We start from the raw sequence: 25,822 nt of genomic DNA, 5'->3' as shown, positions 1-25,822 counted from the left end.
AACGGGGATGGCATCATTCCGCCGCCGGCAGCGACTTCGGCCCGTCGGCGGGCGGCAGGTGTCCGCCCGGCTGGTGCTCGATCGCCGGACGGTCGGCATCGCCCGGACGATAGGTGAGCAGCCGCCGCGACAGGCGCGGGCCGACCCAGCGTTCGAGGCCGACCGCCAGGCTGAACGCGCCCGGCACGATCAGCAGCGTCAGCAGCGTCGACAGCGTCAGGCCGCCGATCACGGTGATGCCCATCGGCCCGCGGAACGATGCGTCACCCGACAGCGCGAGTGCGGTCGGCACCATGCCCGCGACCATCGCGACCGTGGTCATCACGATCGGCTGGGCGCGCTTGTGCCCGGCGTCGAGGATCGCGACCTCCTTGTCGACGCCCTTCTCCATCTCCTCCAGCGCGAAGTCGATCAGCAGGATCGAGTTCTTGGCGACGATGCCGAGCAGCATCAGCAGCCCGATATAGACCGGCATCGAGATCGGATTGCCGGTGAGCCACAGCGCCAGCAGCCCGCCGAGCGGTGCCAGCAGCAGCGACCCCATGTTCACGAACGGCGGCATGACCCGCTTGTAGAGCAGCACCAGCACGCCGAAGACGAGGAAGATGCCGGAGATCACCGCGACGATGAAGTTCTGGATCATCTCGCCCTGCCACTTCGCCTGACCGACGGTCAGTTCGGTGACGCCGAGCGGCAGGTTCTTCATGATGGGCAGGTCGTGGATCGCCTTTTGCGCGACGCCCGACACGACGCCTGGCGCCAGATCGGCACCGACGACCAGACGACGCTGCTGGTTGATGCGGTCGATCTTGGTCGGACCCGCGCCGAAGCCGATGTCCGCCACGACCGACAGCGGCACCGATCCGCCATTGCCGGTCGGGACCGGCAGGTTCTGGATCGTCGACAGCCGCGACCGGGCATCGCGCGACAGGGCGACGCGGATCGGGATCTGCCGGTCGGACAGCGAGAAGCGCGCGCTGTTCTGGTCTATATCGCCCAGCGTCGCGATACGGATCGCCCCCGACAGCGCGGCGGTGGTCACGCCCAGGCTGGCGGCAAGGTCGCTGCGCGGACGGATGATGATCTCCGGCCGCTTCAGATCGCCCGACACGCGCGGGGCGACCACCATCGGCAGCTTCTCCATCTGCTTGACCAGCAGGTTCGCGGTCTCGTTCAGCTTGACCGGGTCATCCCCGCCCAGCGTGACAGACAGGTCGCGGCTCGACCCGCCCCAGCCGAATTGCGACCGGAACGACACCCGCGCATCGGGGATCGCCGCCAGTTGCGGAGCAAGGCCGCGTTCGAATTCGGTGCTCTTGGTCGTGCGCTTCGCGGCATAGGTCGCATCGTCGACCAGGCCGAGGCTGTGGCGCAACCGTTCGCCGAAGCTCGGCTTGTCGATCAGCTCGGCGGTCACGCGGCCATTGCCGGCATAGCTCGACGAATAGACCGATTTGACCAGCGGCTGCGCGCGCAACAGGTTCTCGACGCGCTTCACGACGACCGCAGTCTGTTCGAGCGTGGTGCCCGGCACCATCTCGACGCTGGCGGTCACGCGCTCGCGGTCCTGCGGCGGCTGGAAGGTCTGCGGCAGGACCATGAACATCACCACGGTCAGCGCGAGGGCGACGACCGCGCCGGCGATCGTCGACCAGCGATGGCGCAGCGTCCAGCGCAGCACGCCCATATACCGGTCCATCAGCCAGCCTTCGCCATGGCTGGCGGTGCCGTGCGCCTTCAGGAAATAGGCGGCGATCATCGGCGTGATGAGGCGCGCGACGGCAAGACTCATCAGCACCGACGCGACGACGGTCAGGCCGAAATTCTTGAAGAACTGGCCCGAAATGCCGGGCATCAGCCCGACCGGCAGGAAGACGGCGACGATCGCCATCGTCGTCGCCAGCACCGCGATACCGATTTCGTCGGCCGCGTCGATCGATGCCTGATAGGCGGATTTGCCCATGCGCATGTGGCGGACGATATTCTCGATCTCCACGATCGCATCGTCGACCAGCACGCCCGCGACCAGGCTGAGCGCGAGCAGCGTCATCTGGTTGAGGGTGAAGCCCAGCATGTCCATAAACCAGAAGGCGGGGATCGCCGACAACGGGATGGCCAGCGCGGAAATGATCGTCGCCCGCCAGTCGCGCAGGAACAGGAACACGACGACGATCGCGAGCAGCGCGCCTTCGACCATTGCGGTCATCGCCGAATGATATTGGATCTCGGTGAATTCGACCGAATTGGACAGCAGCGCGAAGCGGACCTGCGGGTTGCGCTTCTGCAGTTCGGCGATCCGCTTTTCCGCTTCGTGGAACACGGTAACGTCGGACGCGCCCTTGGCCCGCTTGATATCGAACGCCAGCACCGGGCGGCCATTATATTCGGCGCGGCTCTTGGGTTCGGCATAGGCGTCGCGGACTTCGGCGATATCGGATAGTCGGACCGATCGTCCGCCGCCGACCGGCACCTGCGTCTGCGACAGGGCATAGGCTGTGGCGGCGTTGCCGAGCACGCGGACCGATTGCTGCGATCCGGCGATTTCCGCCTGACCGCCCGCCGCGTTCAGATTGACCTGCCGCAGCGCCTGATTGACCTGGCTGGCGGTCAGCCCCTGCGCCTGCAACCGGGCGGGGTCGAGCGTCACGCGGATTTCGCGGTCGACGCCGCCGACCCGTTCGACGGTCGCCATGCCCTCGATCGCCAGCAATTCCTTGGCGACGGTATTGTCGACATACCAGCTGAGCTGTTCGGGCGTCATGTCGTCGCCGATCGCGGTCCATGACGCGATATCCGAATCGGTCGTGTTCGCGCGATAGATTTGCGGTTCGAGGATGCCGTCGGGCAACTGGCTGCGGATCTGGTTCACCGCTTCGCGCACGTCGTTGACGGCGCGGTCGATCGGCGTGCCGATGTCGAGTTGGATGACGGTGGTCGAGGTGCCTTCGGTCACGCTCGATTCGATCTGATCGATGCCCTGGAGCGCGCGCACGGCAGACTCGACGCGCTGCGTCACCTGCGTTTCCAGCTCGGTCGGCGCGGCGCCCGGCTGGCTGATGACGACGATCGCGACCGGGAATTCGATGTCCGGGTCTTGGTTCACATCCATGCGCATGAAGCTGACGATCCCGGCGATCGTCAGCGCGAGGAACAGCACCAGCGGCGGTACCGGGTTGCGGATCGCCCATGCCGAAATGTTGCGAAAGCCCATGGCGCTATTCCTTGCGAGCGGAAGCGGCGGCGGCGCGTACCGGCACCACCTCCTGACCCGGATTGAGGAACGCGCCGGCGCTCGCCACCACGCGTTCGTCGCCCATCAGCCCGGAGGCGATCAGGGCACCTTCGTCCGACACTTCGGCCACGCGGACGTCGCGGCGCACGACCTTGTTCCGGGCATCGACCAGATAGACATAGCTGCCCTTGTCGTCGTTCAGCACCGCCGATTCGGGCAGCAATGGCGCGGTCGACGCACCGGCGCCGATACGCGCGCTGGCAAAGCCGCCGGGGCGCAGCGCGGGGTCGTAGTTCAGCGCGATGCGGGCAATGCCCTGCCGCGTCTGCGGATCGATGATCGGGGCGACCTGCCACACCTGCCCCTTGAACACGCGGGTATCGCCGACCGGCACGACCTCCGCCGCCGAACCGGCGCGGACGCTGGCGAGATCGGCTTCGGACAATTGCGCGCGCATTTCCATCTGCCCGCCCATCGCGACGCGGAACAGCACGCCGCTGCCGCTGCCGACGACCTGCCCCGGCTCGACCGCGCGGGTCAGCACGAGACCGGCGGCGGGCGCACGGATGTCGAGGCGGCGGTTGCGCGCCTGCGTCTCGGCCAGCTGCGCCTGCGCCACGCGGACGCGGGCATTGGCGGCGTCGCGGGTCGCGGTCTTGCGATCGATATCGGCCTTCGACACGAAGCCGCGTTCGACCAGCTGGTTCGACCGGTCGAGTTCGGTCTGTGCGATCTGCGCATCGGCACGGGCGACGCGAACCTGTGCCGACAGCGATTCGGCGGTCTGCGCCTGTACCGAGCGATCGACCGTCGCGAGCACTTGTCCGGCGCTTACCCAGCTACCCGGCTCGACGAGCACGCGTGTGACCAGACCGCCTTCGCCGACGACACCGACCGGCATTTCGCGCCGTGCGGCGAGCGATCCGGTACCCGTCACCGCGCGGGTCACCGTATCGCGGCCGGGAACGACCACCGTCACCTTGGGCAGCGCACCGGCGGCAGCGGGCGGCGGGCCTTTCGCAGCGGGGGCATCCCCGCCCTTGCGACCGAATGCCCAGAAGGCACCGACCACGACGAGCAGGACGATCACGATCCCGACGATGACAGCACGGCGGCGCGACCGCGGCGCGCCGTCGGGTCCGGTCAGCAACTGGCGGTCACCCGCAATCGACGTCGATTCGTAATTCATCCACCCCATCCCGTTGGCGGGCCCCCAGCCCATTTCGCGCTGTATTACATCAATACAGCACTACCCTCAAGCATAGACATCGCGTTTTTCGATAAGAACGGCAAGGCCTGCATCGATTGCGTTCATGCCACGTTTTGCGGCGGGTGCGTAACGACCGATCGTTCGTCGTGATTGTATTCGAAAGGGAAATGCCGATGCTCCGTTCCGTCCTGATCCTCGCCGCCATCGGAACCGCGCTTCCCGCCGCCGCGCAACAGGTCGCGCCGGTGTCGGCGCCGATCCTGGCCGACGGGACCCTCCTCGACGTCAGTGCGACCGGGAAGGCGACGCGCGTGCCCGACATCGCCACCATCCGCGCCGGCGTGGTCAGCCAGGCCGCGACCGCCGCCGCCGCGCTGTCGGATAACAGCCAGCGCATGACCCGCGTCGTCGCCGCGCTGCGCAAGGCCGGCGTCGCCGAACGCGATCTCCAGACCGCGCAGATCCAGTTGCAGCCGCAATATCGCTATGCCGAGAATCAGCCGCCGGCGATCACCGGCTATCAGGCGAGCAACAGCGTCTCGATCCGCTTCCGCGACGTGGGCAAGAGTGGTGCGATCCTCGACGCGCTGGTTGCGCAGGGGGCGAACCAGATCGACGGGCCGACGCTGTCGGTCGATGCCGCCGATGCCGCGCTGGACGAAGCGCGTACCGACGCGATCCGCCGCGCCCGTGCCCGCGCCGAACTGTATGCGAAGGCGGCGGGGATGCGGGTCGACCGCATCCTGCTGATTTCGGAAGACGGCGGGCAGTTGCCGCAGCCGCCGATGCCGATCTTGCAAATGGCTCGGGTGGCGAAGATGGCCGATCCGACGCCGGTCGCGGCGGGCGAGCAGGATCTGACGGTAAACGTCGCAGTCCGTTTCCTGTTGCGGTGATGCGAGGTGGCTGCCCTACCGGGTATGGCCCCGCACCTTTCGTCATTCCCGCGAAGGCGGGAATCCATAAACGCCGACGTTGGTGACAAGGATCGCGCCGGCAGCGTGTATGGGCTCCCGCCTCGGCGGGAGCGACGAAGGGTCAGCGCGTAAACCGTTCGACCACTTCGGCCGGCACCCGCAGCAACCGCCCGCTCTGCCGGTCGAGCAACGCCCACGTCGTGCGCGCATCGACCTTTACCCGCCCATCGGCACCGGTGAAGCGCATCAGCCGGTCGAACCGTGCGCCCTTCGGCGCATCGGCAACCCAGGTTTCGGCGGTCACCGTCTCTCCGGCCAGGACACTGCCGCGATAGTCGATTTCGTGGCGGGTGATGACCCAGACATAGGCGGCATGCTGTTCGGGGGTGGCCAGCGCATGCCAGTGCGCGACCGCCACATCCTGAATCCACCGGACCCAGACCGCGTTGTTCACATGGCCCAGCTCGTCGATGTCGTCGGGACCGGCGGTGATGGTCCGGGTATAGGGCGGCGAAGTCATCGCGGGGTGGCGGTGTCCGTGGTGGGGCGCGGCTTCAGGCCGCTATTCTCGATCCGCCATGAACGTTGTTCGGCGGTCGCGCCATCGATATCGCCGGTGCCGTGCAGGATGACTGGACCGGCCAGCGATACCGGCGTCCCGTCACGCAACCGCCCGGTGACCTGCACCGGTATCTCGATATAGCGTTGTCCGGCGCCGGCATCGATCCGGCCGGGGGTGCCGATCGTCGCGCGATACTCGGCATATTTGGCGAAGGAGTCGGCAAAAGCCTTGGCCGACATGCCCGATGCTTCGCCGCGCCCGTTCCACAGGCGATAGGCTTCGTCGTACCGGCGGCTGCTGATCGCGGCGAAATACTGGTTGAGTACCGCCACCGCGTCCTGTGGTCCCGCTTCGGTCGCAATCGGAGCGGGAATGGCGGCGGGGCGGACTTCGTTCGCCGGGGGCGGGGCCGATACGCCGGGGATGCCGTCGCCGGGTGGCAGCGACGTCGACGGCGTCACCGGCGTCGGCGCACCGGCGACCGGGGTCGGCTCGGCGGGGGCGGCGGCATCGTTCGCCGCCGCCTCATTCCCCTCACCACTACCACCACAGGCCGACAGCAGCAGCGCCAGTCCGGCGATCGGCCCCGTCCTCACGGTTCGATCGCGTCGCGATCTGCGTCGGTCAGGTCGCCGTCCTCCGCGAGATTGTCCTCGTCGAAATCTTCCTGCAACTCGTCCTCGCGCTGGTCGCCCTGACCGGTGATCGTCACATCCTCATCCTCTTCGGCGAGTTCGTCGTCGACCATGTCGAGCTCGTCCTCATCCTCGTCGTCGGACGCGCCGAGATCGGGTTCGAGGTCGGTCAGGATCGTGCCGTCGCTGGGTCCGTCGCGGGTCGCTTCGAGGATTTCAGCGCGCTGGCTTTCGTCATAGCCGTCCTCGTCATAGCCGTCGTCGCCCGACCCCTGACCATTTACCTGATGACCGCCCATCGAAAGACTCCTGCTGGTTAGGACAGGGAAACCCGTTGCGGGCGGCGCCGGTTCCTATCCCCGGCGGAACAGCCGGCCATGTTCGGTACGAAACACGACGAGCACCGCGATCAGCCCGAGGAACAGGAACCCGCCGTACAGCGGCACGGTGGTCCCGTCGAACGCCTGCCCGATCAGCGCGCCCAGCACCGCTCCGCCCAGCATCGACACGAATCCCTGCAACGACGACGCCGTGCCGGCGATCGACCCCATATTCTCCATCGCCATCGCCGAGAAATTGGAGGAGGCGAGGCCGAAACAGGCCATCATGATCGCCTGCAGGATGATGAAGCTGGTAAGCGACTCGATCCCGGCCAGCGTGATCGCCAGGTGGATCGCCGCGACCGCGACCAGCCCGAGCAGCGCGGCATGCGAGATCAGCCGCGTGCCGAAACGCATCACGATCCGCGAATTGAAGAACGACCCCGCCGCCATCGTACCGGCGACACAGGCGAAGACGACGGTCAGCAGCTTGGGCTTGCCGAACGTCACGTCCATGATCTGCTGGATCGATCCGACGAAGCCGAACAGCCCGCCCGACAGCAACGCCGCCGCGACGGTATAGCCGACCGCATAGCGATCACGCAGCACGGTGCGATAGCCCGCCATGATCCGGCTGGGATCGAGCGGCGCGCGCTCCGATACCGGCAGCGTCTCGGGCATGCGCAGGACGAACCACGCGAACACCGCGGCGGTGACGATCGCGATGCCCCCGAAGATCCAGCGCCACGAAGCGAAGGCGAGCACGAATTCGCCGAAGGTCGGTGCCAGCACCGGAGCTGCCATGAAGAAGATGAAGGCGAGGCTCATCACCCGCGCCATCGCCCGGCCCGAATAACAGTCGCGCACCAGCGCCACCGTCACCACGCGCCCGCCCGCCACCGCCGCGCCCGATGCGAAGCGTGCGATCAGCAGCAGCAGGAAACTGCCCGATACCGCCGCTACCAGATTGGTGATCGTGCTGGCGATCAGGGCGAAGATCAGCACCGGCCGCCGACCATAGCGATCCGCGAGCGGGCCATAAGCGAGTTGCGCGATCGAAAAGCCGAGCAGGAAGGAGGTGACGACGAACTGCCGCGTATTGGGTTCGGCGACGCCCAGCGCATCGCCGATCGCGGGCAGCGCCGGCAGCATCGAATCGATGCCGAGCGCGGTCAGCGCCATCAGCGCCGCGATCAGCGTGACGAACTCGCCGAAGGGCAATGGCGCACGGTCCGCCGACCCGCCGCCGCCCGCATCGGAAGCGGCATCGGTCAGCGCGGCGGAGGTATCGGGCGACAGGGGATCGGTTCGTTGTTGCATCGCATCATCCCCATGCCGGACTTCGGCGGCTGCGTCACGCAAAGGATGACCCTGTTCGTGGGCAGGCGGTGCGTCTATCTTCATGGCTTCGTTCCGGTATCTTTCAGGATTTTGAGACCCATGGCCGACACGCCGCTTTCGCAGGTTCCGCTGATTTCGATGGCGCAGGCGGAGCAGGACCCCGATGGCTTCGCCCGCGACTTCGGCGGCTCGTTCCAACGCTTCGGTTTCGCGATGGTATCCGACCATGGCGTCGATCAGAACGTCATCGACCGCGCCTGGGCGTTGACCAAGGCGTTCTTCGACCTGCCCGAAGCAGAAAAGCGCGGTTATTTCGTGGAGGGCGGCGGCGGTGCGCGCGGCTATACCCCGTTCAAGACCGAGATCGCCAAGGGCGCGACGCATGTCGACCTCAAGGAATTCTGGCATGTCGGCCGCGAACTGGCCGCCGGGCATCGCTATGGCGACGTGATGCCCGCCAATGTCTGGCCCGACCGGCCGGAGGGGTTTCGCGAGGCGTTCCTCGACCTGTTCGCCGCGCTGGATGCGGCGGGCGACCGGCTGTTGTCGGCGATCGCGCGCTATCTGGGGCTGGAGCCGAACTGGTTCGACCGCGCGGTGAAGGACGGCAATTCGGTGCTGCGCCTGCTCCACTATCCGCCGGTTGCCGCCGATGCCCCCGAAGTGCGCGCCGGCGCGCATGAGGACATCAACCTCATCACCCTCTTACTGGGTGCCGAGGAAGCGGGCCTCGAACTGCTCGACCGCGACGGCCGCTGGCTGCCGGTCGCGCCGCCGCCGGGTGCAATGGTTGTCAATGTCGGGGACATGCTCCAACGGCTGACCAACCATGTCCTGCCATCGACCACCCACCGCGTCGTCAATCCGGCCCCCGAACGGCGCGGCCATTCGCGCTATTCGATGCCGTTCTTCCTCCACCCCGCGCCAGATTTTTTGATCGAGACGCTGCCCGGCTGCATCGGCGAGGAGCGCCCGAACCGCTATCCCACCCCGATCAGTTCGCACGACTATCTGTACGAACGGCTGGTAGAGATCGGTCTCATCAAGAAGTGATTGCGACGGGGTTCCCCTGACCGGCGACCCGCTTTAGAGACACGAAACCGGCCGGAGCAATGCTTCGGCCGCAATTTTGTTACGTCAACAAGTTGAGGGATCTATGACCGAACCGCTCCGCGTCGCCATCGCCGGCCTTGGAACCGTGGGTGCGGGCGTGATTCGGCTGATCGAGACCAATGGCGCCCTGATTGCGCGCCGAGCCGGCCGCCCGATCGAGGTCGTGGCCGTATCGGCGCGCGACCGCAGCCGCGACCGTGGCGTCGACCTGTCGCGCTACCAATGGGTCGACGATACCGCCGCGCTGGTCCAGGCGGGCAACGCCGACGTCGTGGTCGAACTGATCGGCGGATCGGACGGCCCGGCGCTGACGCTGGCGCGCAGCGCGCTGGCGGCGGGCAAGAGCTTCGTCACGGCGAACAAGGCGATGATCGCGCATCACGGCCTCGAACTCGCCCAAGCCGCCGAGGACAAGGGCGTCGCGCTGAAGTTCGAGGCGGCGGTCGCCGGCGGCGTGCCGGTGATCAAGGGCCTGCGCGAAGGGGCGGCGGCCAACGAGATTTCGCAGGTCTTCGGCATCCTCAACGGCACCTGCAACTTCATCCTGTCGAAGATGGAGGCGGAAGGGCGCGACTTCGCCGAAGTGCTGGCCGAGGCGCAGGCACTGGGCTTTGCCGAGGCCGACCCCAGCTTCGACATCGATGGCGTCGATGCCGCGCACAAGCTGTCAATCCTCGCCAGCCTAGCCTTTAATACCCAGCCGGCGTTCGATGCGGTGGCGGTGACCGGCATCCGCCACGTGCTGGCCGCCGACATCGCCGAGGCGGCGGCGCTCGGCTATCGCATCCGGCTGGTCGGGGTCGGCGAAGCGGGGCCGCGTGGCCTGTTCCAGCGGGTCCATCCGCACCTCGTGCCGCTCGATCATCCGCTAGCGCATGTCACCGGATCGCTCAACGCCGTGGTGGCTGAGGGTAATTTCGTCGGGCGCCTGTTCTTTCAGGGGCGCGGTGCCGGCGACGGCCCGACCGCCAGCGCAGTGGTCGCCGATCTGATCGATATCGCCCGCGGCGAATTCGGCCCGCCCTATGCGATGCCGGTCGCCGACCTGACCCCCGCCGCGCCCGAACCGACCGGCGAGCGCCGCGGCCGCGCCTATCTGCGCCTGCAGGTCGCGGACAAGGTCGGGGTGCTGGCCGAGATCGCGGCGGCGATGCGCGATGCCGGCGTCTCGATCGAAAGCCTGATCCAGCGCGGCGCGAATGCCGATGGCGGGGTGCTGGTCGCGATCGTGACGCATGAGGGGCCGGAACGCTGCGTCGCGCAGGCGCTCGAAAAGCTGGAAAGCTCGGCCAGCGTGCTCGGCCAGCCGATGTGGATGCACGTGCTCGGCGGGTAAGGGGGCGCCCGACGGCGGCGGGTCAGGGTAGCGGGATCGCCGCCTCGGCCTCGCGCCGCGCCCGGCGTTCCGCGCGCGCGGCATTGGCGCGCTGGATGAAGCAGCCGGTCTGTCCACCGACCCCGGCGGTCGAGCAACTGCCGATCCCGCTCGACCCGGCGTTCAGATTGTCCTGCACCCGCGTCGCCCAGCTTTCGCCGTCGCGGGTCGGTTCGACGTCGCGCAATTCCTTGGGAATGCGGAAGCGTTCCTGTTCGCCCCGGCGGACGCAGACCACGATCTCCTCGCCATCGGCGTTGGTCGGGCATTTATCGTTGCCATAGATGACGAGCGTACCGTTGCGGACCTGCGCAGCGGCGGGCGCGGTTGGCATGGCAAAGGCGACGATCGCGGCGGCACCGGCCAGAAGCGTGCGGGTCATCACAAAATCCTCCTGTCCGGGTAACGCCCGGACGATCAAATGCGTTTCGAAACTTCGATGGCGATGCGGCAGCCCGCCCGGATTGCCGCCGACAGCAGGGGATAGGCCGGCGCGCGCTCGGCGCCATGCGCCAGCGCCGCTTCCTTATGCTCCAGTTCCTCGGCCTGGAACTTGCGGATCGCGGCGCCGAGTTCGGGATCGTCGTCGCCCAGTTCGATGAGCTGGTCCTCGTAATGCTTGTCGATCTCGGTCTCGACCGCGGCGGTACACGCCATCGCCGCCTCTGGCCCGATCGCCGCGGTCGCCGCACCCAGCGCGAAGCCGGCCACGTCCCAGATCGGCTGGATGATCGTCGGCCGCACCCCGCGTTCGGCGATCAGCGCGTCGAAATAGGCGCGATGCTCGGCCTCCTGCAACGCCATGCCCTGGATCGCCGCCGACATCGGGCTGCGGTCGCCCATTACCGCCAACTGCCCGGCATAGATGCGCGTCGCGCCATATTCGCCCGCCTGATCGACGCGGATCATCGACTTGATCCCGCCGGGCCGGGGATCGCCGGGTCGCCATTTGCTCATGTCCGCCTCCGTGTCGCCAGCATCAGCACCACCAACGCGCCGGCGATCGAAAAGATCGCGTTGAACCCGGCCAGCGAGATGCCGAGGAACGACCATTGCGGCACGTCGCAACGGACCACCGGTTGCCGCACGATCGCCGCCAGCAGGTCGCCGCCGGTCGCGTGCAGCGTATTGGCGCAGGCGGTGACCCCCTGCCACCAATGATATTCGACGCCGGCATGGAACACCCCGATCAGCCCGCTGGTCAGGATCGCCAGCCCGGCAAGGATCACCAGCAGCCGCTTGGCCGAGGTACGCGGCGCGAAGAAGGAGAGAGCCGCCAGCACGATCGCCGCATAATGCGGCCAGCGCTGCCAATGGCACATCTCGCACGGATACAGCCCGCCCAGAACTTGCGAGCCGAGCGCCCCCGCGATCAGCGTGAGCGGCAGCAGCAGCGCGATCCAGCGCGCGAGCGGCAGGTCGTTGGCACGCATCGGTTCAGCGCTTGCCGGGCTTGGGGACAGCCGCCGCCATGCGCGTCGTCGGACCGACCCGGCCCATCGTCTGCAACGCATAATAGAGCTGGAAATCGTCGATGCCGCGCTTCTTGAGCGACTCGGCGGTCTCGGCGAAGCGCGGATCGTCCTTGGTGTCCTCGGTCAGCGTCTTGTCGTCGATGCCGGCCTCGTTGACCAGATGGCGGCGCAGATCGGCCTCGCGGTACACCGGGCGGCTCTTGTAATCGGGGTCCGAAATCTGTGGGACCTTCAGATCGGGGTCGATGCCGCCTTCCTGCACCGACCGGCCCGACGGCGTGTGGTAACGCGCGGTGGTCAGGCGCAGCGCGGTGTTCTTCGACAGGTCGAAGATCGACTGCACCGATCCCTTGCCGAAGCTGCGCTCGCCCATCACGATCGCACGGTGATGGTCCTGCAACGCGCCGGCGACGATCTCCGATGCCGATGCGGTGCCCGGATTGGTCAGCACGATGATCGGCAGTCCCTGCGCGAGGTCGCCCGGCACCATCTCCTCGGCGAAATAGCGTTCGGTATCCGCCTTGTCGCGCCCGCGCTGCGACACGATCTCGCCGCGTGCAAGGAAGGTGTCCGATACCTCGATCGCCTGGGTCAGCAGCCCGCCGCCATTGTCGCGCAGGTCGATGACATAGCCCTTTGGCTTGTGGCCCAGCGCCTTGTCGATCCCGGCGATCGCGGCGCGGGTGTCGGCGCCGGTCGTCTCGCTGAAGGTGTTGATGTTGATGACGCCGATGCCGTCCTTCACTTCCCACTTGACCGGCTTCTGCACGATCGTGCTGCGCACCAGCGTCAGTTCGATCGGCTTGTCGCGGCCGGGGCGGACGATGGTCAGCGATACCTTCGATCCCGTCGGCCCGCGCATCTGCGCGACCGCTTCGTCGAGCGTGCCGCCGACGATCAGCTTGCCGTCGACATGGGTGATGTAGTCGCCCGACTTGATGCCGGCACGCGCGGCGGGCGTATCCTCGGTCGGGGTGATGACCTTGACCGCGCCGTCCTCCAGCGTGACCGACAGGCCGAGGCCGGAATAGTTGCCGGTCGTGGCGATGCGCAGATTCTCGAAATCCTTGGCGTCGAGATAGCTGGAATGCGGGTCGAGCGCGGCGAGCATACCGCGCATTGCCCCTTCCATCAGCGTCTTGTCATCGACCTTGTCGACGTAACTCGCCTTCACGCGGTTATAGACGTCCATGAAATTGTCGAGTTCGCGGAAACTGCCCGCATCGGCCTGTGCCATGGCCCCGGTCGCCACGGGAACGAGCGCCAGCGCGCCGACGATGGCGGTGGCCTGAAGAAACGAACGGGACATACGCATAAACGCTGAATGCTTTCGACTGCGGTACGGAAGCCACACTAGCGGGAAAATGTGTGGCGATCAAAGCGCCTCTGGGCTGAACGGGAGATGGACGGGCGGGCGCCGGATGCAAGCGGTTTGCGATCGTCGCTACAGCATCGCCGACAGATCGACCGGTACGCCATGGCGGCGCAACTCGACCGTCACCGGCGACTCGCCCGCCGGCGCCCGGCCGATCACCGTTCCTGCCCCGACCTGTGCACCGACCGGGCCGACGCTGGCGGCAAGGCCGGTGATCGCGGTGGTCCAGCCACCGCCATGGTCGAGGATCACGACCCGGCCGTAGCGGCGAAATCGCTTGCTGAACGCGACGGTGCCGGCGGCGGGCGCGACCACCGCCGCCCCCGGCGGCACGATCAGCGTCAGGCCCCGCGCGCGCACCCCGCTGTCGCTGATCTCGCCGAAGCCGCTCGCCACGCTGCCGGCGACCGGCAGGCGATAGGCGGCCGGGGGGAGGGGGGATGCGTTCGGCTCCGGTCGCGGCAGCGGCCCCGGCAGCGCGGCGAGTGCGGCGCGGGTGTCGCTCGCTTCGCCCAGTTCCTCCAGCCGGTCGACGATGTCGCGCGCCTGTTCGCCAAGCGCGATCGCCCGGTCCGATTCGACCAGCGCCCCGCGCGCCAACGCCCGCGAGCGCAGCCGCTGCGCCGCCTCCGCCTGTACCAGCGCCAGCCGTTCATCCTCCAGCCGCGCGTTGCTCGCCGCCAATGCCGCCAGCGCGGTACCCGCCTGCGACCGCAGCCGCGCGGCATCGGCGATGGCGGTACGGACGGCGGCGGTGCGCTGCTGCATCGCCGGCACGACGGTCCCGAGCACGGCGCGGACATGGACCAGATCGTCGGTCGATCCGGGCTGCGCGACCGCCAGCCACGCCGGACGACTGGCCAGCGACTGCAACGCCCCGACCAGCCGTGCGACCGGCGCCTGCCGGGTCGCCAGTTCGCTCCGACGCCGGGCGAGCAGCTCACCGATCAGGGCGACGCGTGCCTGTGCGGCCTTGCGATCGGCTTCGGCAGCGGCGATGCGCGCGGCGAGCGCCGCCTGCGCCGCGCGGCTACGCTCGGCCCCGGCGCTGGCGGCACGCGCGGCGCGGTCGAGCAGTTGCGATCGCGCGCTGGCCCTGGCCGCTGCCCGGCGCGCGCTTTCCAGCCGTTCTCGGCCTGCCACGACCGGATCGTCCTGCGCCCACGCCGCCGCACCCGCCAGCGCGGCCACGGCGGCAATCAGGGCGAAGGCGCGTCTCATCCCTCGCGGTGATAGGGGTGGCCGGCGAGGATGCTGGTCGCGCGCCACAATTGTTCGGCCAGCATCGCGCGGGCCATCAGATGCGGCCATGTCGCGCGCCCGAACGCCAGCAACAGATCGGCCTGCGCCCGCTGCGTATCGTCGAACCCATCGGCGGCGCCCAGCAGGAAGCGCGTTTCGCGCACGCCATCGTCGCGCCAGCGTCCGAGTTGGGTCGCGAACGCCAGCGACGGCAGGTCGCGGCCCTTCTCATCCAGCATCACGATCCGCGTGCCCGGATCGACCGGCGGCACCTTGCCCCCGGTATCGGGCAGTTCGGTAATCTTGGTCGGCCAGCCGACACGCTTGAGATAGCGGTCGATCAGTTCGGCTTCGGGACCACGCCCGATCCGCCCGCGCGCGACGATATGCAGCAGCACGGGCGAACAGGCGTTATGCGTGTGCGGTCGGGTTCAGCGTATCGCCGAACGCCCACATCCGCTCCAGATTGTAGAAGGTGCGGACTTCGGGGCGGAACAGGTGGACGATCACGTCGCCGGTGTCGATCAGCACCCAGTCGGCGGTCGGCAGCCCTTCGATGCGCGACGGGCGGCCGAACTCGGCCTTGACCCGCTCGGCAAGCTTCTGCGCCATCGATGCCACCTGCCGGCTCGACCGGCCGCTGGCGATGACCATGTAATCGGCGATGCTCGACTTGCCCGCGAGCGGGATCGACACCGTCTCGACCGCCTGGTCGTCGTCGAGGCTGGCGAGCACCATGCGGTGCAGCGCTTCGGTCTCGCTCATGGCATCGGTCGGGTCGGTAGGAGTCGGCAAGGGGGTCAGCTTTCAGGGGCCTGTGCGTCGGACCGGACGGGCGGAATTACCCGATGGTGCCAGGCGGGATCGGCGGCGCGGATCGCGGTCGCCGAGGTCGGATCGGGGCGGAAGCGTAAACGGACCAGCGCCGGCAAACTCCACATCGTCCATCGTCTCGCCTGGCCTGCGGGCCGCGCATGGCGCCGCAACCAGCCCATCGCAGGACTAGCGAGGGCGCAACCATCATAGCCCGGACGCGCGACGACCGCAATCGCCACCGTCCGTGCAATTCCGCGCCAGTCGCGCCACCGGTGAAACTCGGCCAGATTGTCCGCCCCCATCAACCAGATGAAGCGATGCTGCGGGTACAGCCGCACCAATTTGCGCAGCGTATCGACGGTATAGCGGGTGCCGAGGCGCTTCTCGATCGCGGTCGGCCGGATCGGCGCATGGCGCGCGACCCGCCGCGCCGACGCCACCCGTGCGGCCAGCGGCGCCATGCCTGCGGCAGGCTTCAGCGGGTTGCCCGGCGACACCAGCCACCATACTTCGTCAAGCGCCAGCGCCCGCTTGGCGGCTAGCGACACCCGGCGGTGACCGTTGTGCGCGGGATTGAACGATCCGCCGAGCAGTCCGATACGGCTCATGCGTCCCAATCCTCACGATCGTGACGAATGCGCAGAATTTCGACGCGGTCCGGCAGGACGCGATAGAGCAAAAGATACGGCGCACCCCGGACTCGCCATTTGCGAGCCGCGCCTGACAGAATTTTCGGTCCTGCCGACGGGTGATCGCAAAGGAAATTGCCGGCCTGCTCGATCCGATCGATAATGCGGTCGGCCAGCGCCAGGTCGATTGCGGAAAACCTGTCGTCAATCGCTTCGAGATCAAGGCGGGCCGGCGCAGACCACTGGATATCAATCATCCGTTGCGAAGGCGCCTGCGTCGCTCCCGCAACTCGGCAAATACAACATCCTGCGGAATCAACTCCCCTTGATCGGCCGCATCGATCCCAACTTGAACGAAGGCCGTCAGTTCCTCATCGGCACGCACTGCGCGGCGTATCGCGTCGGCAGCGAACTCGTCACGGGTAATGCCGCGCGCAGCGGCAACGCGACTGATCGCGTCGTCGGTCGCCGCATCGATAGCGGTGGTGATTGGTCGCATCTCCATCACCGCAACCTATGCCGCGTAAGCGCCGCCATCAAGGCCGGGTCTGGCCGGTCCCGCGCACGATCCACTTGTACGTCGTCAGCCCCTCCAGCGCGACCGGGCCACGGGCGTGCAGTCGGCCGGTGGCGATGCCGATCTCCGCGCCCAGCCCGAACTCACCGCCATCGGCGAACTGGGTCGATGCGTTCCACATCACGATCGCCGAATCGACGCGCGCGAGAAAATGTTCGGCCGTCGCCGCATCGTCGGTGATGATCGCGTCGGTATGGTGCGATCCATGCGCGGCGATATGCGCAATCGCATCGTCGACACCATCGACCAGCTTCACCGAAAGGATCGCGTCGAGATATTCGGTATCCCAGTCATCGTCATTGGCTTCGAGAATATCGGGATGCAGCGCGCGCACATCGGCATCGCCGCGTAATTCGCAACCGGCATCGAGCAGCCCGGTCAGGATCGGCAACGGATCGGCATAGGCACGGTCGATCAGCAGCGTCTCGGTCGCGCCGCACACGCCGGTTCGCCGCAGCTTGGCATTGACGACGATATCCTGCGCCATCGCCGGATCGGCAGCGCGATCGACATAGCTGTGATTCAATCCGTCGAGATGCGCCAGCACCGGCACCCGCGCCTCGGCCTGCACCCGCGCGACAAGGCTCTTTCCCCCGCGCGGTATGATCAGGTCGATCAGACCTTCGGCGGCCAGCATCGCTCCCACCGCAGTCCGATCGGTCGTCTGGATCAGTTGCACCGCCCCCTCCGGCAATCCGCCCGCAACCAGCCCCCGGACCATCGCCGCATGGATCGCACGATTGCTGTGGATCGCCTCGCTCCCGCCACGCAGGATCGCGGCATTCCCCGCCATCACCGCCAGCGCCCCGGCATCGGCGGTGACGTTCGGCCGGCTTTCGTAAATGATGCCTATCACCCCGATCGGCACGCGCACCCGGCTCAGCACCAAGCCATTCGGTCGCTCGCTGCGATCGATGACCTCGCCGACCGGATCGGGCAGCCCCGCCACCGCCTCGACCCCAGCGGCCATCGCTTCCAGCCGGGCAGGATCGAGCCGCAACCGGTCGAGCATGGCACCCGACAGGCCGTTCACTTCGGCCTGCGCGATGTCCTGCGCGTTGGCGGCGAGGATGGTGGCGGTGTCGTCGCGGATGGCGGCGACGGCGTGGTGGAGTGCGGTCGATTTGGTCGCGGTCGGTGTAACCGCAAGCATATGGGCAGCGTTGTGCGCGACATTGCCCATAGCGGCCATCGAAACAGTCGGATTGGCGATCGTCTGGGCAGTCGACATGCAAATTTCTCCGGAGCCTGTCGAACGCGCATCGCCCAATATTGCGGCACCGTCCAGTCGCTGCCGCTGCATCAGAACGAAAAGGGGCTACCATCGCGGTAGCCCCAGTATCGTCGTATACTGGTCCGATCAGAACTTCGCTTCAAACCCGACGTACATATACCGGCCGGTATTGGTCCAGAGGCTGCCGGCTTCGGTCCCCTGTTGTCCCAGCGGCGGGAGGGTGTCGGTGACGTTGTCGATGCCGCCATACAAGCGGAACCGATCGTTCACCGAGGCGCCAATCCGCAGATTGTGGTAGAAGATCTCGGGATAATAGACGAACGGGAACGCGTCGGGATTCTGTGCCGGACGACCATCGAACGCATTCTGGGTTTCGAACGCACCGATCGTCTGTTTGCCGACATATTGCAGCTGATAGTTGATGTCGAACACCCCGAAGTCGAAATTGGTCTGCACGTTGGCGCGCCATTGCGGATCGCCGACCTGGCTCAACTGGCGTGTACGGAACGTCGGATCGGCAATGTCGGTAAAGTTGTTCCGCTTGATGACATACGTCACCAGCGCACGCAGCGTCATGCGCGTCTCGCCGCCCAGATTGGTATTATACCCGATATCGGCATCGATCCCCGACGCTTCGAGCTTCGCATAGTTGAACGGTTGCGAGAAGAACGAAGGTCCGTCCAGTGGTAGCGATACAACGCCGCCGGCATGAGTGACGTTTTGCTGGCCAGCCAACGTTCCATCCGGCCGACGGAAGACCACGGCGCAGAACTCGTTGTCGACACCACTCGGATTGTCATAGCACTGGTTGATGATCGTCTGACCGGCCAGCGAGTTGATCGCATCGTTGATGCGGATGTTGTAATAGTCGAATGATGCCGAGAAGCCGGGCAAAACCCGCGGCTGGAACACGGCACCCACGGTGAAGCTGTTCGACCGCTCCTCGCGCAGGGCCGGATTGCCCCGGTTGAAGCCGGAAATGCCCGACGTCGGCACGTTGGTGAAGGGTTCAGTCGTTCCGTTGAAGGTCTGGGTCAGCGGAACACCGGCCGCGGCGCAATTGCGTTCGCGATTCGGATTGTTGTTGATGTTCTGCCGGCCGCACGGGTCCGAGAAGCCGTTCGCGAACGTCTGCACATTGGCTGTGAACAGATCGCCAAGGGTCGGTGCGCGGACCGAACTGCCATAGCCGGCACGCAGACGCACATCGCGGACGGGTGCGAACACGCCGCCCAGATTCCAGGTCCAGGTCCCGCCAATATCGCCGACGCTGTAATCCGAATAGCGCGCTGCGCCTTCGAGCGACAGTTCGTGGATGAAGGTTTCACTCAACAACGGCACACGTACTTCGGCAAAGGCTTCCTTCGATACGAACGACGGCGGATCGAAAGCCGGAATCGCGTTCAGGAAGGTCAGACCTGCCGCAGTGGTCGGATCATAGGCCGCATATGCCCGCTCCTTGCGATATTCACCGCCGACAGCAAAGCCGATCGGGCCGCCGGGAAGTTCGAACAACTGGCTCAGATTGCCCGAAACATACGCGGTTGCGTTGAGCTGATCGGCCCATTCCTCGCGCGTCGAGGTGTAGCCGAAATAATTGAGCGCGGCCTGCGATACGTTGCCATTACCGAACAGGTTGACGGGTACGCAGTTCGCATCGTCGTTGGCGGTGCTCGCATCGGCATTGACCGCACACACGATCTGGCCGGCGGTGTTCCGTACGGCGTTGATTGAACGCGAGTATTCCGCCTGCAGGACGTTCCCTGCCGTCGAGTAGGAGGTTTCGACACGGCCGTAATTCACGGCCATTTCGTATTTCCAGTCGGTGTTGAACGTGCCCTCGACGCCGCCGACGATGCGATAGGTGTCGCGCCGGTGATCTTCGCCGCGTGCGCCGAAGTCGACGTTGAAGCGTTGAGCGGCGAATGTCGTCGCGCCGGGGGCAAGGACCGAGGTGAGCTGGTTGCGCGCTTGGGTCGACAGATACGGGTTATTGATACTGAACGAGTTGTTGTAGAAGGTCGGCTGACCTTCCTGCAGCGAATTAATCCGGATCCACTTCGCCTCGACGAACGGACGGAAGGCATCGGCCACGTCGAAATGCGCGAGGACATTGGCCCCATAGCGCTCGATACGCGGTTGCAGCATGCCGGTCAGGCGCAGAGTCGAACCGATGCCGCCGACGCAATTCGAGCTTGCGACTGTGAAGCGCAGGTCGTTGAGGCAATTATTCGACTGCAATGTGCCATCAGACAGAAATCCGAACGCACGACCATATTGTGCCAGTGGATTGGCGCTGGTCGGAGCAGGGATGCCGGAGCAGGCCGCCGCGCGCCGCGCCGCAAATGCCGTGGCGGACTCGCCGGCCGCCGCAGCCGTAGGGCAACCAGCAATGAACATGCCGCCTTCCGAAATATTGCCGTTGCGTACGCCAAACAGAAACGCCTGATCGGGAATGCCGTTTCCGAGCGCAGATTCCGAACCGCGCAGCTGACCCGCCGACGAGTTCAGGTTCGGGCCGGTATTCTCGACCGCGTTGAACTGGGACCGTCCGCTATAGGCGCCGGTCAGGTCGTCGCGATCCGTATTGTACAGCACGTCCGAGAAGGAATATTCGGCGTTGATGGCGATATTGCCGCGACCATCGGCAAAATTCTTGCCGGCGGTGCCGCTGAGGAAATAGGCGCCCCGATCGCCGCGATCGGAAATACCGCCTTGTCCACGCAGCCGAACGCCTTCGAAATCGCGCTTGGTGATGAAGTTGACCACGCCTGCGATCGCGTCGGAGCCATACACCGCCGACGTGCCACCGGTGACGGTGTCGACCCGGTCTAGCAGGTCTACCGGAATGGTGTTGATGTCGACCTGGAACGATCCGGGCGTGCCCGTGATGTGACGACGGCCATTTTGCAGAACAAGGGTGCGAGTAGTTCCGAGACGACGCAAGTCGAGGAGGCTGAGGCCAGCCGTACCGATGAAGCGGGTCGAGTTCGCCGAACTGTAGGTTGCACCAAGCGCCGGCAGCGTATTCAGCGCGTCGCCGAGCGACACGTTACCGTTGTTCGTCAATTCCTGTAGGCTGACCGATACAATCGGATTGGCGGAATCCAGATTTGCAGCGCGGACGATGCGCGAACCGGTCACCGTGATGATTTCACTGGTGTCGTCGGTGCTGGCCTGACATTCGGCGCGGGAATCGCCTGCTATACAGTCGGCGGGCCGTTGGCCTGCGTCGTCGGCCGGCGCCTGTGCCAGAGCAAAGCTTGGGACCAGTGCGAAACCGGCAAGCGCCGTCGCACCGAGAAGTCGGTGTAGGTTCATGAAATTGCCCCGTTTTGACGCGCGATGAAAACCCGCGTTGGGGCCTAGGAAAATGATTATGAACGACGTTGGCAAGCTGCCGCATTACAAAACGTCTTATTTGTCAGTCCATTGTGACACGAATGTCACAATTAGACTATGTCGCCGTGCAGCATATGCAATTTTAATAAAAATTACGCAAAATTATTATAATAATGCTACACGGCAACATTTCGTTACATTGTTCGAATCAGCGCTCGACGCACATCGCGATGCCCATGCCGCCGCCGATGCACAGAGTTGCCAGCCCCTTCTTCGCATCGCGGCGCTTCATTTCGTAGAGCAGCGTGGTCAGCACGCGTGCGCCCGATGCGCCGATCGGGTGGCCGATGGCGATCGCGCCGCCGTTCACGTTCACCTTGTCGGCGCTCCAGCCCATGTCCTTGCCGACCGCCAGCGCCTGCGCGGCAAAGGCTTCGTTGGCTTCGACGAGGTCAAGGTCGTCGACGCTCCAGCCCGCCTTTTCCAGCGCGCGGCGCGAGGCGGGGACGGGGCCGATGCCCATGATCGACGGATCGACGCCCGCCGTCGCCCAGCTCTTGATCGTGGCCAGCGGTTCGAGGCCGCGCTTGGCGGCTTCAGCGGCCGACATCACGACCAGCGCGGCGGCGCCGTCGTTCAGGCCCGATGCGTTGGCGGCGGTCACCGACCCGTCCTTCTTGAACGCCGGGCGCAGGCCCGACACGCCGTCTATCGTGGCGCCGGCGCGGATATATTCGTCCTGGTCGACGACGGTGTCGCCCTTGCGGCCCTTGATCGTGACCGGCGCAATCTCCTCGGCGAAGCGGCCCTCGCCGCGCGCGGCTTCGGCGCGGTTCTGCGAGCGGACGGCGAATTCGTCCTGCTCGCCGCGGGTCACCTGATACTGCTCGGCGAGATTTTCGGCGGTGATGCCCATGTGATAGCCGTTGAAAACGTCGGTCAGGCCGTCCTTGATCATGGTGTCGACCATGGTGCCGTCACCCATCTTGGTGCCGGCGCGCATCTGCACCGCATGCGCCGACAGCGACATGCTTTCCTGTCCGCCCGCGACCACGATCGTCGCGTCGCCGGTCTGGATCGCCTGTGCGGCAAGTGCCACCGCGCGCAGGCCCGATCCGCAGACCTGGTTGATGCCCCATGCGGGCACTTCCTTCGGCACGCCGGCCGCCATCGATGCCTGGCGCGCCGGGTTCTGCCCCTGTCCGGCGGTCAGCACCTGGCCGAGGATCACTTCCGACACGTCCTCCGGCGCGACACCGGCCTGGTCGAGCGCGGCGGCGATCGCCTGCCGCCCCAGTTCGTGCGCGGGCACCGTGGCAAAGGCGCCGAGGAAGCTCCCGACGGGGGTACGCTTGGCGGCAACGATGACGACGTCGGACATGGGCAATCCTTCTCCTACAGGTTCGCGGGCTATCTAATGCGGGGAACGTCGCTTAGCCAGCGCGCAAGCGGTTCCCACAGGACGCTTCGTCCGCGACTGCCGACGATCATGCCGACATGGCCGGCCGGCACGATGCGCCGGTCGGGCAGGCCGATCGCGCTGGCGGCGGGAACGATACGATCGCTCTGCGCGACGAACTCGACCATCGGCAGGTCGTGAGCGACCGATGCGATGCCGCTGCCGACCCGCCAGCGTCCGCTGCCCGGCAGATCGGCATCGAACAGGTCGTCGAACATCTCGCGCCCCGCCGCATAGGGCAGCGGCGCGCCGGCGTTGGCCCAATCCTCCAGCGCGAGGAACGCCTGCGCCTTGGCCGATGCCGGGTCGAAATTGGCAAAGGCGACATATTTGTTGACGGTTCGCTCCGGGTCGAGCTGCCAGAACATCGCCTGCAGGAACTCCATCGGTACGACGCCCATCCGCTCGGCGGTGGGTTGCGCCATGGTCCATTGGTCGGCGATCGTCGCGCGGGTCGCATCGCCGAAGCCGGCGAAATGCCACGGTGTCGCGATCAGCGCGATGCCGGCCACATCCACGAACCCCGCCGTCGCCAGTGCGATCGTCCCGCCAAGGCAATAGCCGACCAGCAGCGGTGGTTCGCCGAGCGTCGCGCACAACCGCGCGGCGGCCTGCGCATGGTCGCCAAGGTCCATCGCCCGGTCGGCCGATCCGGGCGTCCCCCAATCCACCAGCAACACCCGCAGGCCCTGCCCAGCCAGCCAGCGCAGCAGCGAATTGCCGGGCGACAGGTCGAGGACGAAGGGCGGGTTGATGAGCGACGGGATCACCACAACCGGTCGCCCGGTTCCGCCATAATCCCGCAGCGCGATCCGCCCGTCGCGCGCGACGGGCTGGGGCAAGGGCGCGCGGGGCAGGCGCGGCGCGTCCTGATAGGCACGCAGTCCGGCCAGCGCGCAGGCACGCCGGGACGGGTCGCCGGCGGTTTCGCTGCGCAACATCGAGAGAAACAGCGGTAATGGCCGTGGGCCGTGTTGCGGCGCGGTATCAACCGGTGTAGCCATAGGGATATCTTTCGCGCAAGGATTTCGCATGAAGAAGGCAGCGGCCGACGGCAGCCCCGTCATCATCAAGAAATACGCCAATCGTCGGCTCTATAATACCGAGACGTCGTCCTATATCACGCTCGAGCATCTGGCGGCGATGACGCGCGAACATCGCGATTTCAAGGTCGTCGACGCCAAGACCGACGACGACATCACCCACAACGTGCTGACGCAGATCATCATGGAAGAGGAAAGCCGGGGACAGACGCTGTTGCCGGTCAGCTTCCTGCGGCAACTCATCACGCTGTACGGTGATTCGATGCAGGCGATGGTGCCGGGCTATCTGGAGGCGTCGATGGACAGTTTCCGCCGCAACCAGGAACAGTTCAAGACCGCGGTCGAGGGTGCCTTCGCCCACTCGCCCTTCGCCGAGATCGCCAAGCGCAACCTCGCGATGTTCGAGGCGGCGACCCATGCGTTCCAGCCGGGTGCCGCAGGCGCGGCCGGTGCTGCGTCGACTCCCGCCCCGACCGCGACCGAAGCGCCGGCCAAGACCGACGAGATGGCCGCGCTGCGGGCCGAACTGGCACGGTTGCAGGACAAGGTCGACAAGCTGGGCTGAGCGGGCCGGGGGTGGGGCAAGGCGCGCTGCTGCCCCACCCTGCCGCCATGGCCACCCCGTTTGGTTCGAGCAGCTTCGAGCCTGTCGAGAAGCGTCTGTCGAGAACGCATGCCCGGAGCAATCCCATGCTGAAGTTGCACGAACCGACCGCCCGGACAGAGGCCCCCCATCCGTTCGTCCTGAGTAGCCGTTGAGCGAAGTCGAAACGGCGTATCGAAGGACCCCCGCCGCAGGTGCTTCGATACGGGCTTTCGACAGGCTCAATCCCTACTCAGCACGAACGAGGATACTTCACTCGATCCCTCATTTCGGCTTCACGAAGCGCAGCGTCATCCGGTCGCTTTCGCCGATCGCGGCATATTTGGCGCGGTCGACATCCTTCAGCCGATAGGTCGGCGGCAGCGTCCACACCCCCTGCGGCCAGTCGGCGCTATCCTTCGGGTTGGCATTGACGTTCGACTTGCCCGCCAGCTTGAACCCGGCCTTGGTCGCAAAGGCGATGACCGAGCTTTCCTTCATATAGCCCGATTTTTCTTCCGCCGCCGCGTAGCGACCTTCCGGCAGGCGGTGTTCGACCACGCCCAGCACGCCGCCGGGCTTCAGCATCCGAAACATCGCGTTGAACGCCGCCTGCGCCTGATCCGCCCCGCCGAAGCGCCAGTTATGGACGTTGCGGAAGGTCAGCACCTTGTCGGCGGCGCCATCGGGCACGCCCGTCTGTCCGGCATCGGTCGGGAAGGCGACCGCCTGCACCTTGCCGAACGCGGTGGCGTTGCGACCCTGCAGCTTCGTTACCATCTCGGCGGTACGCGGCAGCGGCCCGGCGGCGACATAGCGGCCCCTGTCGCGCAACATCGGCGCGAGGATTTCGGTGTACCAGCCATTGCCCGGCCAGATCTCGACCACCGTATCGGTCGGCTTCACCCCGAAGAACGCCAGCGTTTCGGCCGGATGGCGATAGCGGTCACGCGGCGTGTTCGCCGGATCGCGCACCGGCGATGCGACGGCGGCGGCGATCGGTCCGCGCGGCGCCTGCGCGGGCGCGGGGGTTAGGGCGAGGAGCGCTACACTTAGCGCTGGCAGCAACAGGGCGGTTCGACGCATGGCAATTTTCCTGAACGGGAGGAATGGGTGGACGACGCACACAAGCTGTTATGGACGATTGCGGGCGTCGCGGCGATGCTCTTTGCGGTAGCGGTGCTGGCGGAACGTCGCCGTACCTTGCGCCGCGATCCCGACCGGGTCGGCTGGATGCCGTGGACGCTGGTACAACTGATGGCGGTGCTGGTCATGGTGTTCGGCGTGGCGATGGCGGTGAAGTAGCGCGTTCGCCGACTTCCTCTTCACCCCACGCTCCGGC

The 25,822-nt window shown here is 66.4% G+C and carries 26 protein-coding genes; 5 read left to right on the top strand and 21 right to left on the bottom strand.

Annotated elements, in window-relative coordinates; all coding sequences use genetic code 11:
• Positions 1–13 precede the first annotated feature (13 nt).
• Both ASE59_RS18775 and ASE59_RS18770 read right to left on the bottom strand, forming a co-directional pair.
• Positions 14–3,211, bottom strand: coding sequence for an efflux RND transporter permease subunit (locus ASE59_RS18775; protein WP_056460061.1), 3,198 nt, complete (start codon positions 3,209–3,211; stop codon positions 14–16).
• Between the two features lie 4 nt (positions 3,212–3,215).
• Complete coding sequence (locus ASE59_RS18770) at positions 3,216–4,421, bottom strand: efflux RND transporter periplasmic adaptor subunit (protein ID WP_056460193.1); 1,206 nt, start codon at positions 4,419–4,421, stop codon at positions 3,216–3,218.
• A 194-nt stretch (positions 4,422–4,615) separates the two neighbouring features.
• Here ASE59_RS18770 and ASE59_RS18765 point away from each other — a divergent pair, with 194 nt between their 5' ends.
• Positions 4,616–5,338: an SIMPL domain-containing protein gene (locus tag ASE59_RS18765; protein ID WP_414899195.1), complete on the top strand. Its 723-nt coding sequence runs from the start codon at positions 4,616–4,618 to the stop codon at positions 5,336–5,338.
• Positions 5,339–5,480: 142 nt separating this feature from the next.
• Here ASE59_RS18765 and ASE59_RS18760 read toward each other — a convergent pair whose 3' ends face one another.
• From ASE59_RS18760 to ASE59_RS18745, 4 genes are read right to left on the bottom strand one after another with little or no spacing between them, the layout of a single operon-like run.
• Positions 5,481–5,879, bottom strand: a complete 399-nt coding sequence (locus tag ASE59_RS18760) for an acyl-CoA thioesterase (RefSeq protein ID WP_056460056.1) — start codon at positions 5,877–5,879, stop codon at positions 5,481–5,483.
• Positions 5,876–6,517 carry a hypothetical protein gene (locus ASE59_RS18755; protein WP_056460053.1) on the bottom strand — a complete coding sequence of 214 codons (642 nt, stop codon included), beginning with the start codon at positions 6,515–6,517 and terminating at the stop codon, positions 5,876–5,878. The genes ASE59_RS18760 and ASE59_RS18755 overlap by 4 nt, the downstream gene beginning before the upstream one ends.
• Positions 6,514–6,855 carry a hypothetical protein gene (locus ASE59_RS18750; protein WP_056460052.1) on the bottom strand — a complete coding sequence of 114 codons (342 nt, stop codon included), beginning with the start codon at positions 6,853–6,855 and terminating at the stop codon, positions 6,514–6,516. The genes ASE59_RS18755 and ASE59_RS18750 overlap by 4 nt, the downstream gene beginning before the upstream one ends.
• Before the next feature lie 54 nt (positions 6,856–6,909).
• Positions 6,910–8,196 carry a multidrug effflux MFS transporter gene (locus tag ASE59_RS18745; RefSeq protein WP_056460191.1) on the bottom strand — a complete coding sequence of 429 codons (1,287 nt, stop codon included), beginning with the start codon at positions 8,194–8,196 and terminating at the stop codon, positions 6,910–6,912.
• Between the two features lie 120 nt (positions 8,197–8,316).
• Between ASE59_RS18745 and ASE59_RS18740 the strand changes: the two genes are divergently transcribed.
• Positions 8,317–9,270, top strand: a complete 954-nt coding sequence (locus ASE59_RS18740; protein ID WP_056460049.1) for an isopenicillin N synthase family dioxygenase — start codon at positions 8,317–8,319, stop codon at positions 9,268–9,270.
• Between the two features lie 103 nt (positions 9,271–9,373).
• Complete coding sequence (locus tag ASE59_RS18735) at positions 9,374–10,666, top strand: homoserine dehydrogenase (protein WP_056460046.1); 1,293 nt, start codon at positions 9,374–9,376, stop codon at positions 10,664–10,666.
• A 22-nt stretch (positions 10,667–10,688) separates the two neighbouring features.
• Here ASE59_RS18735 and ASE59_RS18730 read toward each other — a convergent pair whose 3' ends face one another.
• The 14 genes from ASE59_RS18730 to ASE59_RS18665 all read right to left on the bottom strand — a co-directional run bounded on the left by ASE59_RS18730 (position 10,689) and on the right by ASE59_RS18665 (position 23,858).
• Positions 10,689–11,087 (bottom strand): hypothetical protein, encoded by a 399-nt coding sequence (locus ASE59_RS18730; protein WP_056460045.1) that lies wholly within the window; start codon positions 11,085–11,087, stop codon positions 10,689–10,691.
• 35 nt (positions 11,088–11,122) lie between these two features.
• Complete coding sequence (locus ASE59_RS18725; protein WP_056460043.1) at positions 11,123–11,662, bottom strand: demethoxyubiquinone hydroxylase family protein; 540 nt, start codon at positions 11,660–11,662, stop codon at positions 11,123–11,125.
• Complete coding sequence (locus ASE59_RS18720; protein ID WP_056460040.1) at positions 11,659–12,138, bottom strand: disulfide bond formation protein B; 480 nt, start codon at positions 12,136–12,138, stop codon at positions 11,659–11,661. The genes ASE59_RS18725 and ASE59_RS18720 overlap by 4 nt, the downstream gene beginning before the upstream one ends.
• A 4-nt stretch (positions 12,139–12,142) precedes the next feature.
• Positions 12,143–13,489 (bottom strand): S41 family peptidase, encoded by a 1,347-nt coding sequence (locus ASE59_RS18715; protein WP_056460037.1) that lies wholly within the window; start codon positions 13,487–13,489, stop codon positions 12,143–12,145.
• Positions 13,490–13,624: 135 nt separating this feature from the next.
• Complete coding sequence (locus ASE59_RS18710; RefSeq protein WP_056460035.1) at positions 13,625–14,776, bottom strand: murein hydrolase activator EnvC family protein; 1,152 nt, start codon at positions 14,774–14,776, stop codon at positions 13,625–13,627.
• Complete coding sequence (locus ASE59_RS18705) at positions 14,773–15,195, bottom strand: 23S rRNA (pseudouridine(1915)-N(3))-methyltransferase RlmH (protein WP_056460033.1); 423 nt, start codon at positions 15,193–15,195, stop codon at positions 14,773–14,775. The genes ASE59_RS18710 and ASE59_RS18705 overlap by 4 nt, the downstream gene beginning before the upstream one ends.
• 13 nt (positions 15,196–15,208) lie before the next feature.
• A complete protein-coding gene (rsfS, locus tag ASE59_RS18700) occupies positions 15,209–15,562 on the bottom strand; it encodes a ribosome silencing factor (protein ID WP_056460031.1) in 354 nt (117 codons plus the stop codon).
• Between the two features lie 35 nt (positions 15,563–15,597).
• Positions 15,598–16,221 (bottom strand): nicotinate-nucleotide adenylyltransferase, encoded by a 624-nt coding sequence (locus ASE59_RS18695; protein ID WP_056460027.1) that lies wholly within the window; start codon positions 16,219–16,221, stop codon positions 15,598–15,600.
• Positions 16,218–16,499 (bottom strand): type II toxin-antitoxin system RelE/ParE family toxin, encoded by a 282-nt coding sequence (locus ASE59_RS18690; RefSeq protein WP_056460025.1) that lies wholly within the window; start codon positions 16,497–16,499, stop codon positions 16,218–16,220. Before ASE59_RS18690 ends, ASE59_RS18695 begins: the two co-directional genes overlap by 4 nt.
• Complete coding sequence (locus ASE59_RS18685) at positions 16,496–16,741, bottom strand: CopG family transcriptional regulator (protein WP_156360183.1); 246 nt, start codon at positions 16,739–16,741, stop codon at positions 16,496–16,498. Before ASE59_RS18685 ends, ASE59_RS18690 begins: the two co-directional genes overlap by 4 nt.
• Positions 16,742–16,778: 37 nt before the next feature.
• The gene (locus tag ASE59_RS18680; protein ID WP_056460019.1) at positions 16,779–18,050 is read right to left on the bottom strand and encodes a glutamate-5-semialdehyde dehydrogenase; all 1,272 of its coding nucleotides are present in this window, start codon (positions 18,048–18,050) and stop codon (positions 16,779–16,781) included.
• Positions 18,051–18,179: 129 nt separating this feature from the next.
• Positions 18,180–21,374 (bottom strand): TonB-dependent receptor domain-containing protein, encoded by a 3,195-nt coding sequence (locus ASE59_RS18675; protein ID WP_056460016.1) that lies wholly within the window; start codon positions 21,372–21,374, stop codon positions 18,180–18,182.
• 229 nt (positions 21,375–21,603) lie between these two features.
• Positions 21,604–22,776 (bottom strand): acetyl-CoA C-acetyltransferase, encoded by a 1,173-nt coding sequence (locus tag ASE59_RS18670; protein ID WP_056460011.1) that lies wholly within the window; start codon positions 22,774–22,776, stop codon positions 21,604–21,606.
• Between the two features lie 29 nt (positions 22,777–22,805).
• Positions 22,806–23,858 carry an alpha/beta fold hydrolase gene (locus ASE59_RS18665; RefSeq protein ID WP_235515850.1) on the bottom strand — a complete coding sequence of 351 codons (1,053 nt, stop codon included), beginning with the start codon at positions 23,856–23,858 and terminating at the stop codon, positions 22,806–22,808.
• Positions 23,859–23,886: 28 nt separating this feature from the next.
• Here ASE59_RS18665 and phaR point away from each other — a divergent pair, with 28 nt between their 5' ends.
• A complete protein-coding gene (gene phaR, locus ASE59_RS18660; protein WP_056460006.1) occupies positions 23,887–24,462 on the top strand; it encodes a polyhydroxyalkanoate synthesis repressor PhaR in 576 nt (191 codons plus the stop codon).
• A 303-nt stretch (positions 24,463–24,765) separates the two neighbouring features.
• On the opposite strand, the gene ASE59_RS18655 is transcribed toward phaR, so the two are convergent.
• Positions 24,766–25,566: a class I SAM-dependent methyltransferase gene (locus ASE59_RS18655; protein ID WP_056460002.1), complete on the bottom strand. Its 801-nt coding sequence runs from the start codon at positions 25,564–25,566 to the stop codon at positions 24,766–24,768.
• Between the two features lie 27 nt (positions 25,567–25,593).
• Between ASE59_RS18655 and ASE59_RS18650 the strand changes: the two genes are divergently transcribed.
• Positions 25,594–25,785: a hypothetical protein gene (locus tag ASE59_RS18650; protein ID WP_056460001.1), complete on the top strand. Its 192-nt coding sequence runs from the start codon at positions 25,594–25,596 to the stop codon at positions 25,783–25,785.
• The last annotated feature ends 37 nt before the right edge of the window (positions 25,786–25,822 follow it).

The organism is Sphingomonas sp. Leaf10 (assembly GCF_001421245.1).
GTDB lineage: Bacteria > Pseudomonadota > Alphaproteobacteria > Sphingomonadales > Sphingomonadaceae > Sphingomonas.
Note: the sequence above shows the minus strand (reverse complement) of the source record. Positions and strands in the feature narration are given on the sequence as shown.

Bases quoted from the DNA above. Each gene is read 5' to 3' on its own strand.
- ASE59_RS18775 (WP_056460061.1), bottom strand. From the start codon at position 3,211: ATGGGCTTTCGCAACATTTCGGCATGGGCGATCCGCAACCCGGTACCG.
- ASE59_RS18770 (WP_056460193.1), bottom strand. From the start codon at position 4,421: ATGAATTACGAATCGACGTCGATTGCGGGTGACCGCCAGTTGCTGACC.
- ASE59_RS18765 (WP_414899195.1), top strand. From the start codon at position 4,616: ATGCTCCGTTCCGTCCTGATCCTCGCCGCCATCGGAACCGCGCTTCCC.
- ASE59_RS18760 (WP_056460056.1), bottom strand. From the start codon at position 5,879: ATGACTTCGCCGCCCTATACCCGGACCATCACCGCCGGTCCCGACGAC.
- ASE59_RS18750 (WP_056460052.1), bottom strand. From the start codon at position 6,855: ATGGGCGGTCATCAGGTAAATGGTCAGGGGTCGGGCGACGACGGCTAT.
- ASE59_RS18745 (WP_056460191.1), bottom strand. From the start codon at position 8,196: ATGCAACAACGAACCGATCCCCTGTCGCCCGATACCTCCGCCGCGCTG.
- ASE59_RS18740 (WP_056460049.1), top strand. From the start codon at position 8,317: ATGGCCGACACGCCGCTTTCGCAGGTTCCGCTGATTTCGATGGCGCAG.
- ASE59_RS18735 (WP_056460046.1), top strand. From the start codon at position 9,374: ATGACCGAACCGCTCCGCGTCGCCATCGCCGGCCTTGGAACCGTGGGT.
- ASE59_RS18730 (WP_056460045.1), bottom strand. From the start codon at position 11,087: ATGACCCGCACGCTTCTGGCCGGTGCCGCCGCGATCGTCGCCTTTGCC.
- ASE59_RS18725 (WP_056460043.1), bottom strand. From the start codon at position 11,662: ATGAGCAAATGGCGACCCGGCGATCCCCGGCCCGGCGGGATCAAGTCG.
- ASE59_RS18720 (WP_056460040.1), bottom strand. From the start codon at position 12,138: ATGCGTGCCAACGACCTGCCGCTCGCGCGCTGGATCGCGCTGCTGCTG.
- ASE59_RS18715 (WP_056460037.1), bottom strand. From the start codon at position 13,489: ATGTCCCGTTCGTTTCTTCAGGCCACCGCCATCGTCGGCGCGCTGGCG.
- ASE59_RS18710 (WP_056460035.1), bottom strand. From the start codon at position 14,776: ATGAGACGCGCCTTCGCCCTGATTGCCGCCGTGGCCGCGCTGGCGGGT.
- rsfS (WP_056460031.1), bottom strand. From the start codon at position 15,562: ATGAGCGAGACCGAAGCGCTGCACCGCATGGTGCTCGCCAGCCTCGAC.
- ASE59_RS18695 (WP_056460027.1), bottom strand. From the start codon at position 16,221: ATGAGCCGTATCGGACTGCTCGGCGGATCGTTCAATCCCGCGCACAAC.
- ASE59_RS18690 (WP_056460025.1), bottom strand. From the start codon at position 16,499: ATGATTGATATCCAGTGGTCTGCGCCGGCCCGCCTTGATCTCGAAGCG.
- ASE59_RS18685 (WP_156360183.1), bottom strand. From the start codon at position 16,741: ATGCGACCAATCACCACCGCTATCGATGCGGCGACCGACGACGCGATC.
- ASE59_RS18680 (WP_056460019.1), bottom strand. From the start codon at position 18,050: ATGTCGACTGCCCAGACGATCGCCAATCCGACTGTTTCGATGGCCGCT.
- ASE59_RS18675 (WP_056460016.1), bottom strand. From the start codon at position 21,374: ATGAACCTACACCGACTTCTCGGTGCGACGGCGCTTGCCGGTTTCGCA.
- ASE59_RS18670 (WP_056460011.1), bottom strand. From the start codon at position 22,776: ATGTCCGACGTCGTCATCGTTGCCGCCAAGCGTACCCCCGTCGGGAGC.
- ASE59_RS18665 (WP_235515850.1), bottom strand. From the start codon at position 23,858: ATGGCTACACCGGTTGATACCGCGCCGCAACACGGCCCACGGCCATTA.
- phaR (WP_056460006.1), top strand. From the start codon at position 23,887: ATGAAGAAGGCAGCGGCCGACGGCAGCCCCGTCATCATCAAGAAATAC.
- ASE59_RS18655 (WP_056460002.1), bottom strand. From the start codon at position 25,566: ATGCGTCGAACCGCCCTGTTGCTGCCAGCGCTAAGTGTAGCGCTCCTC.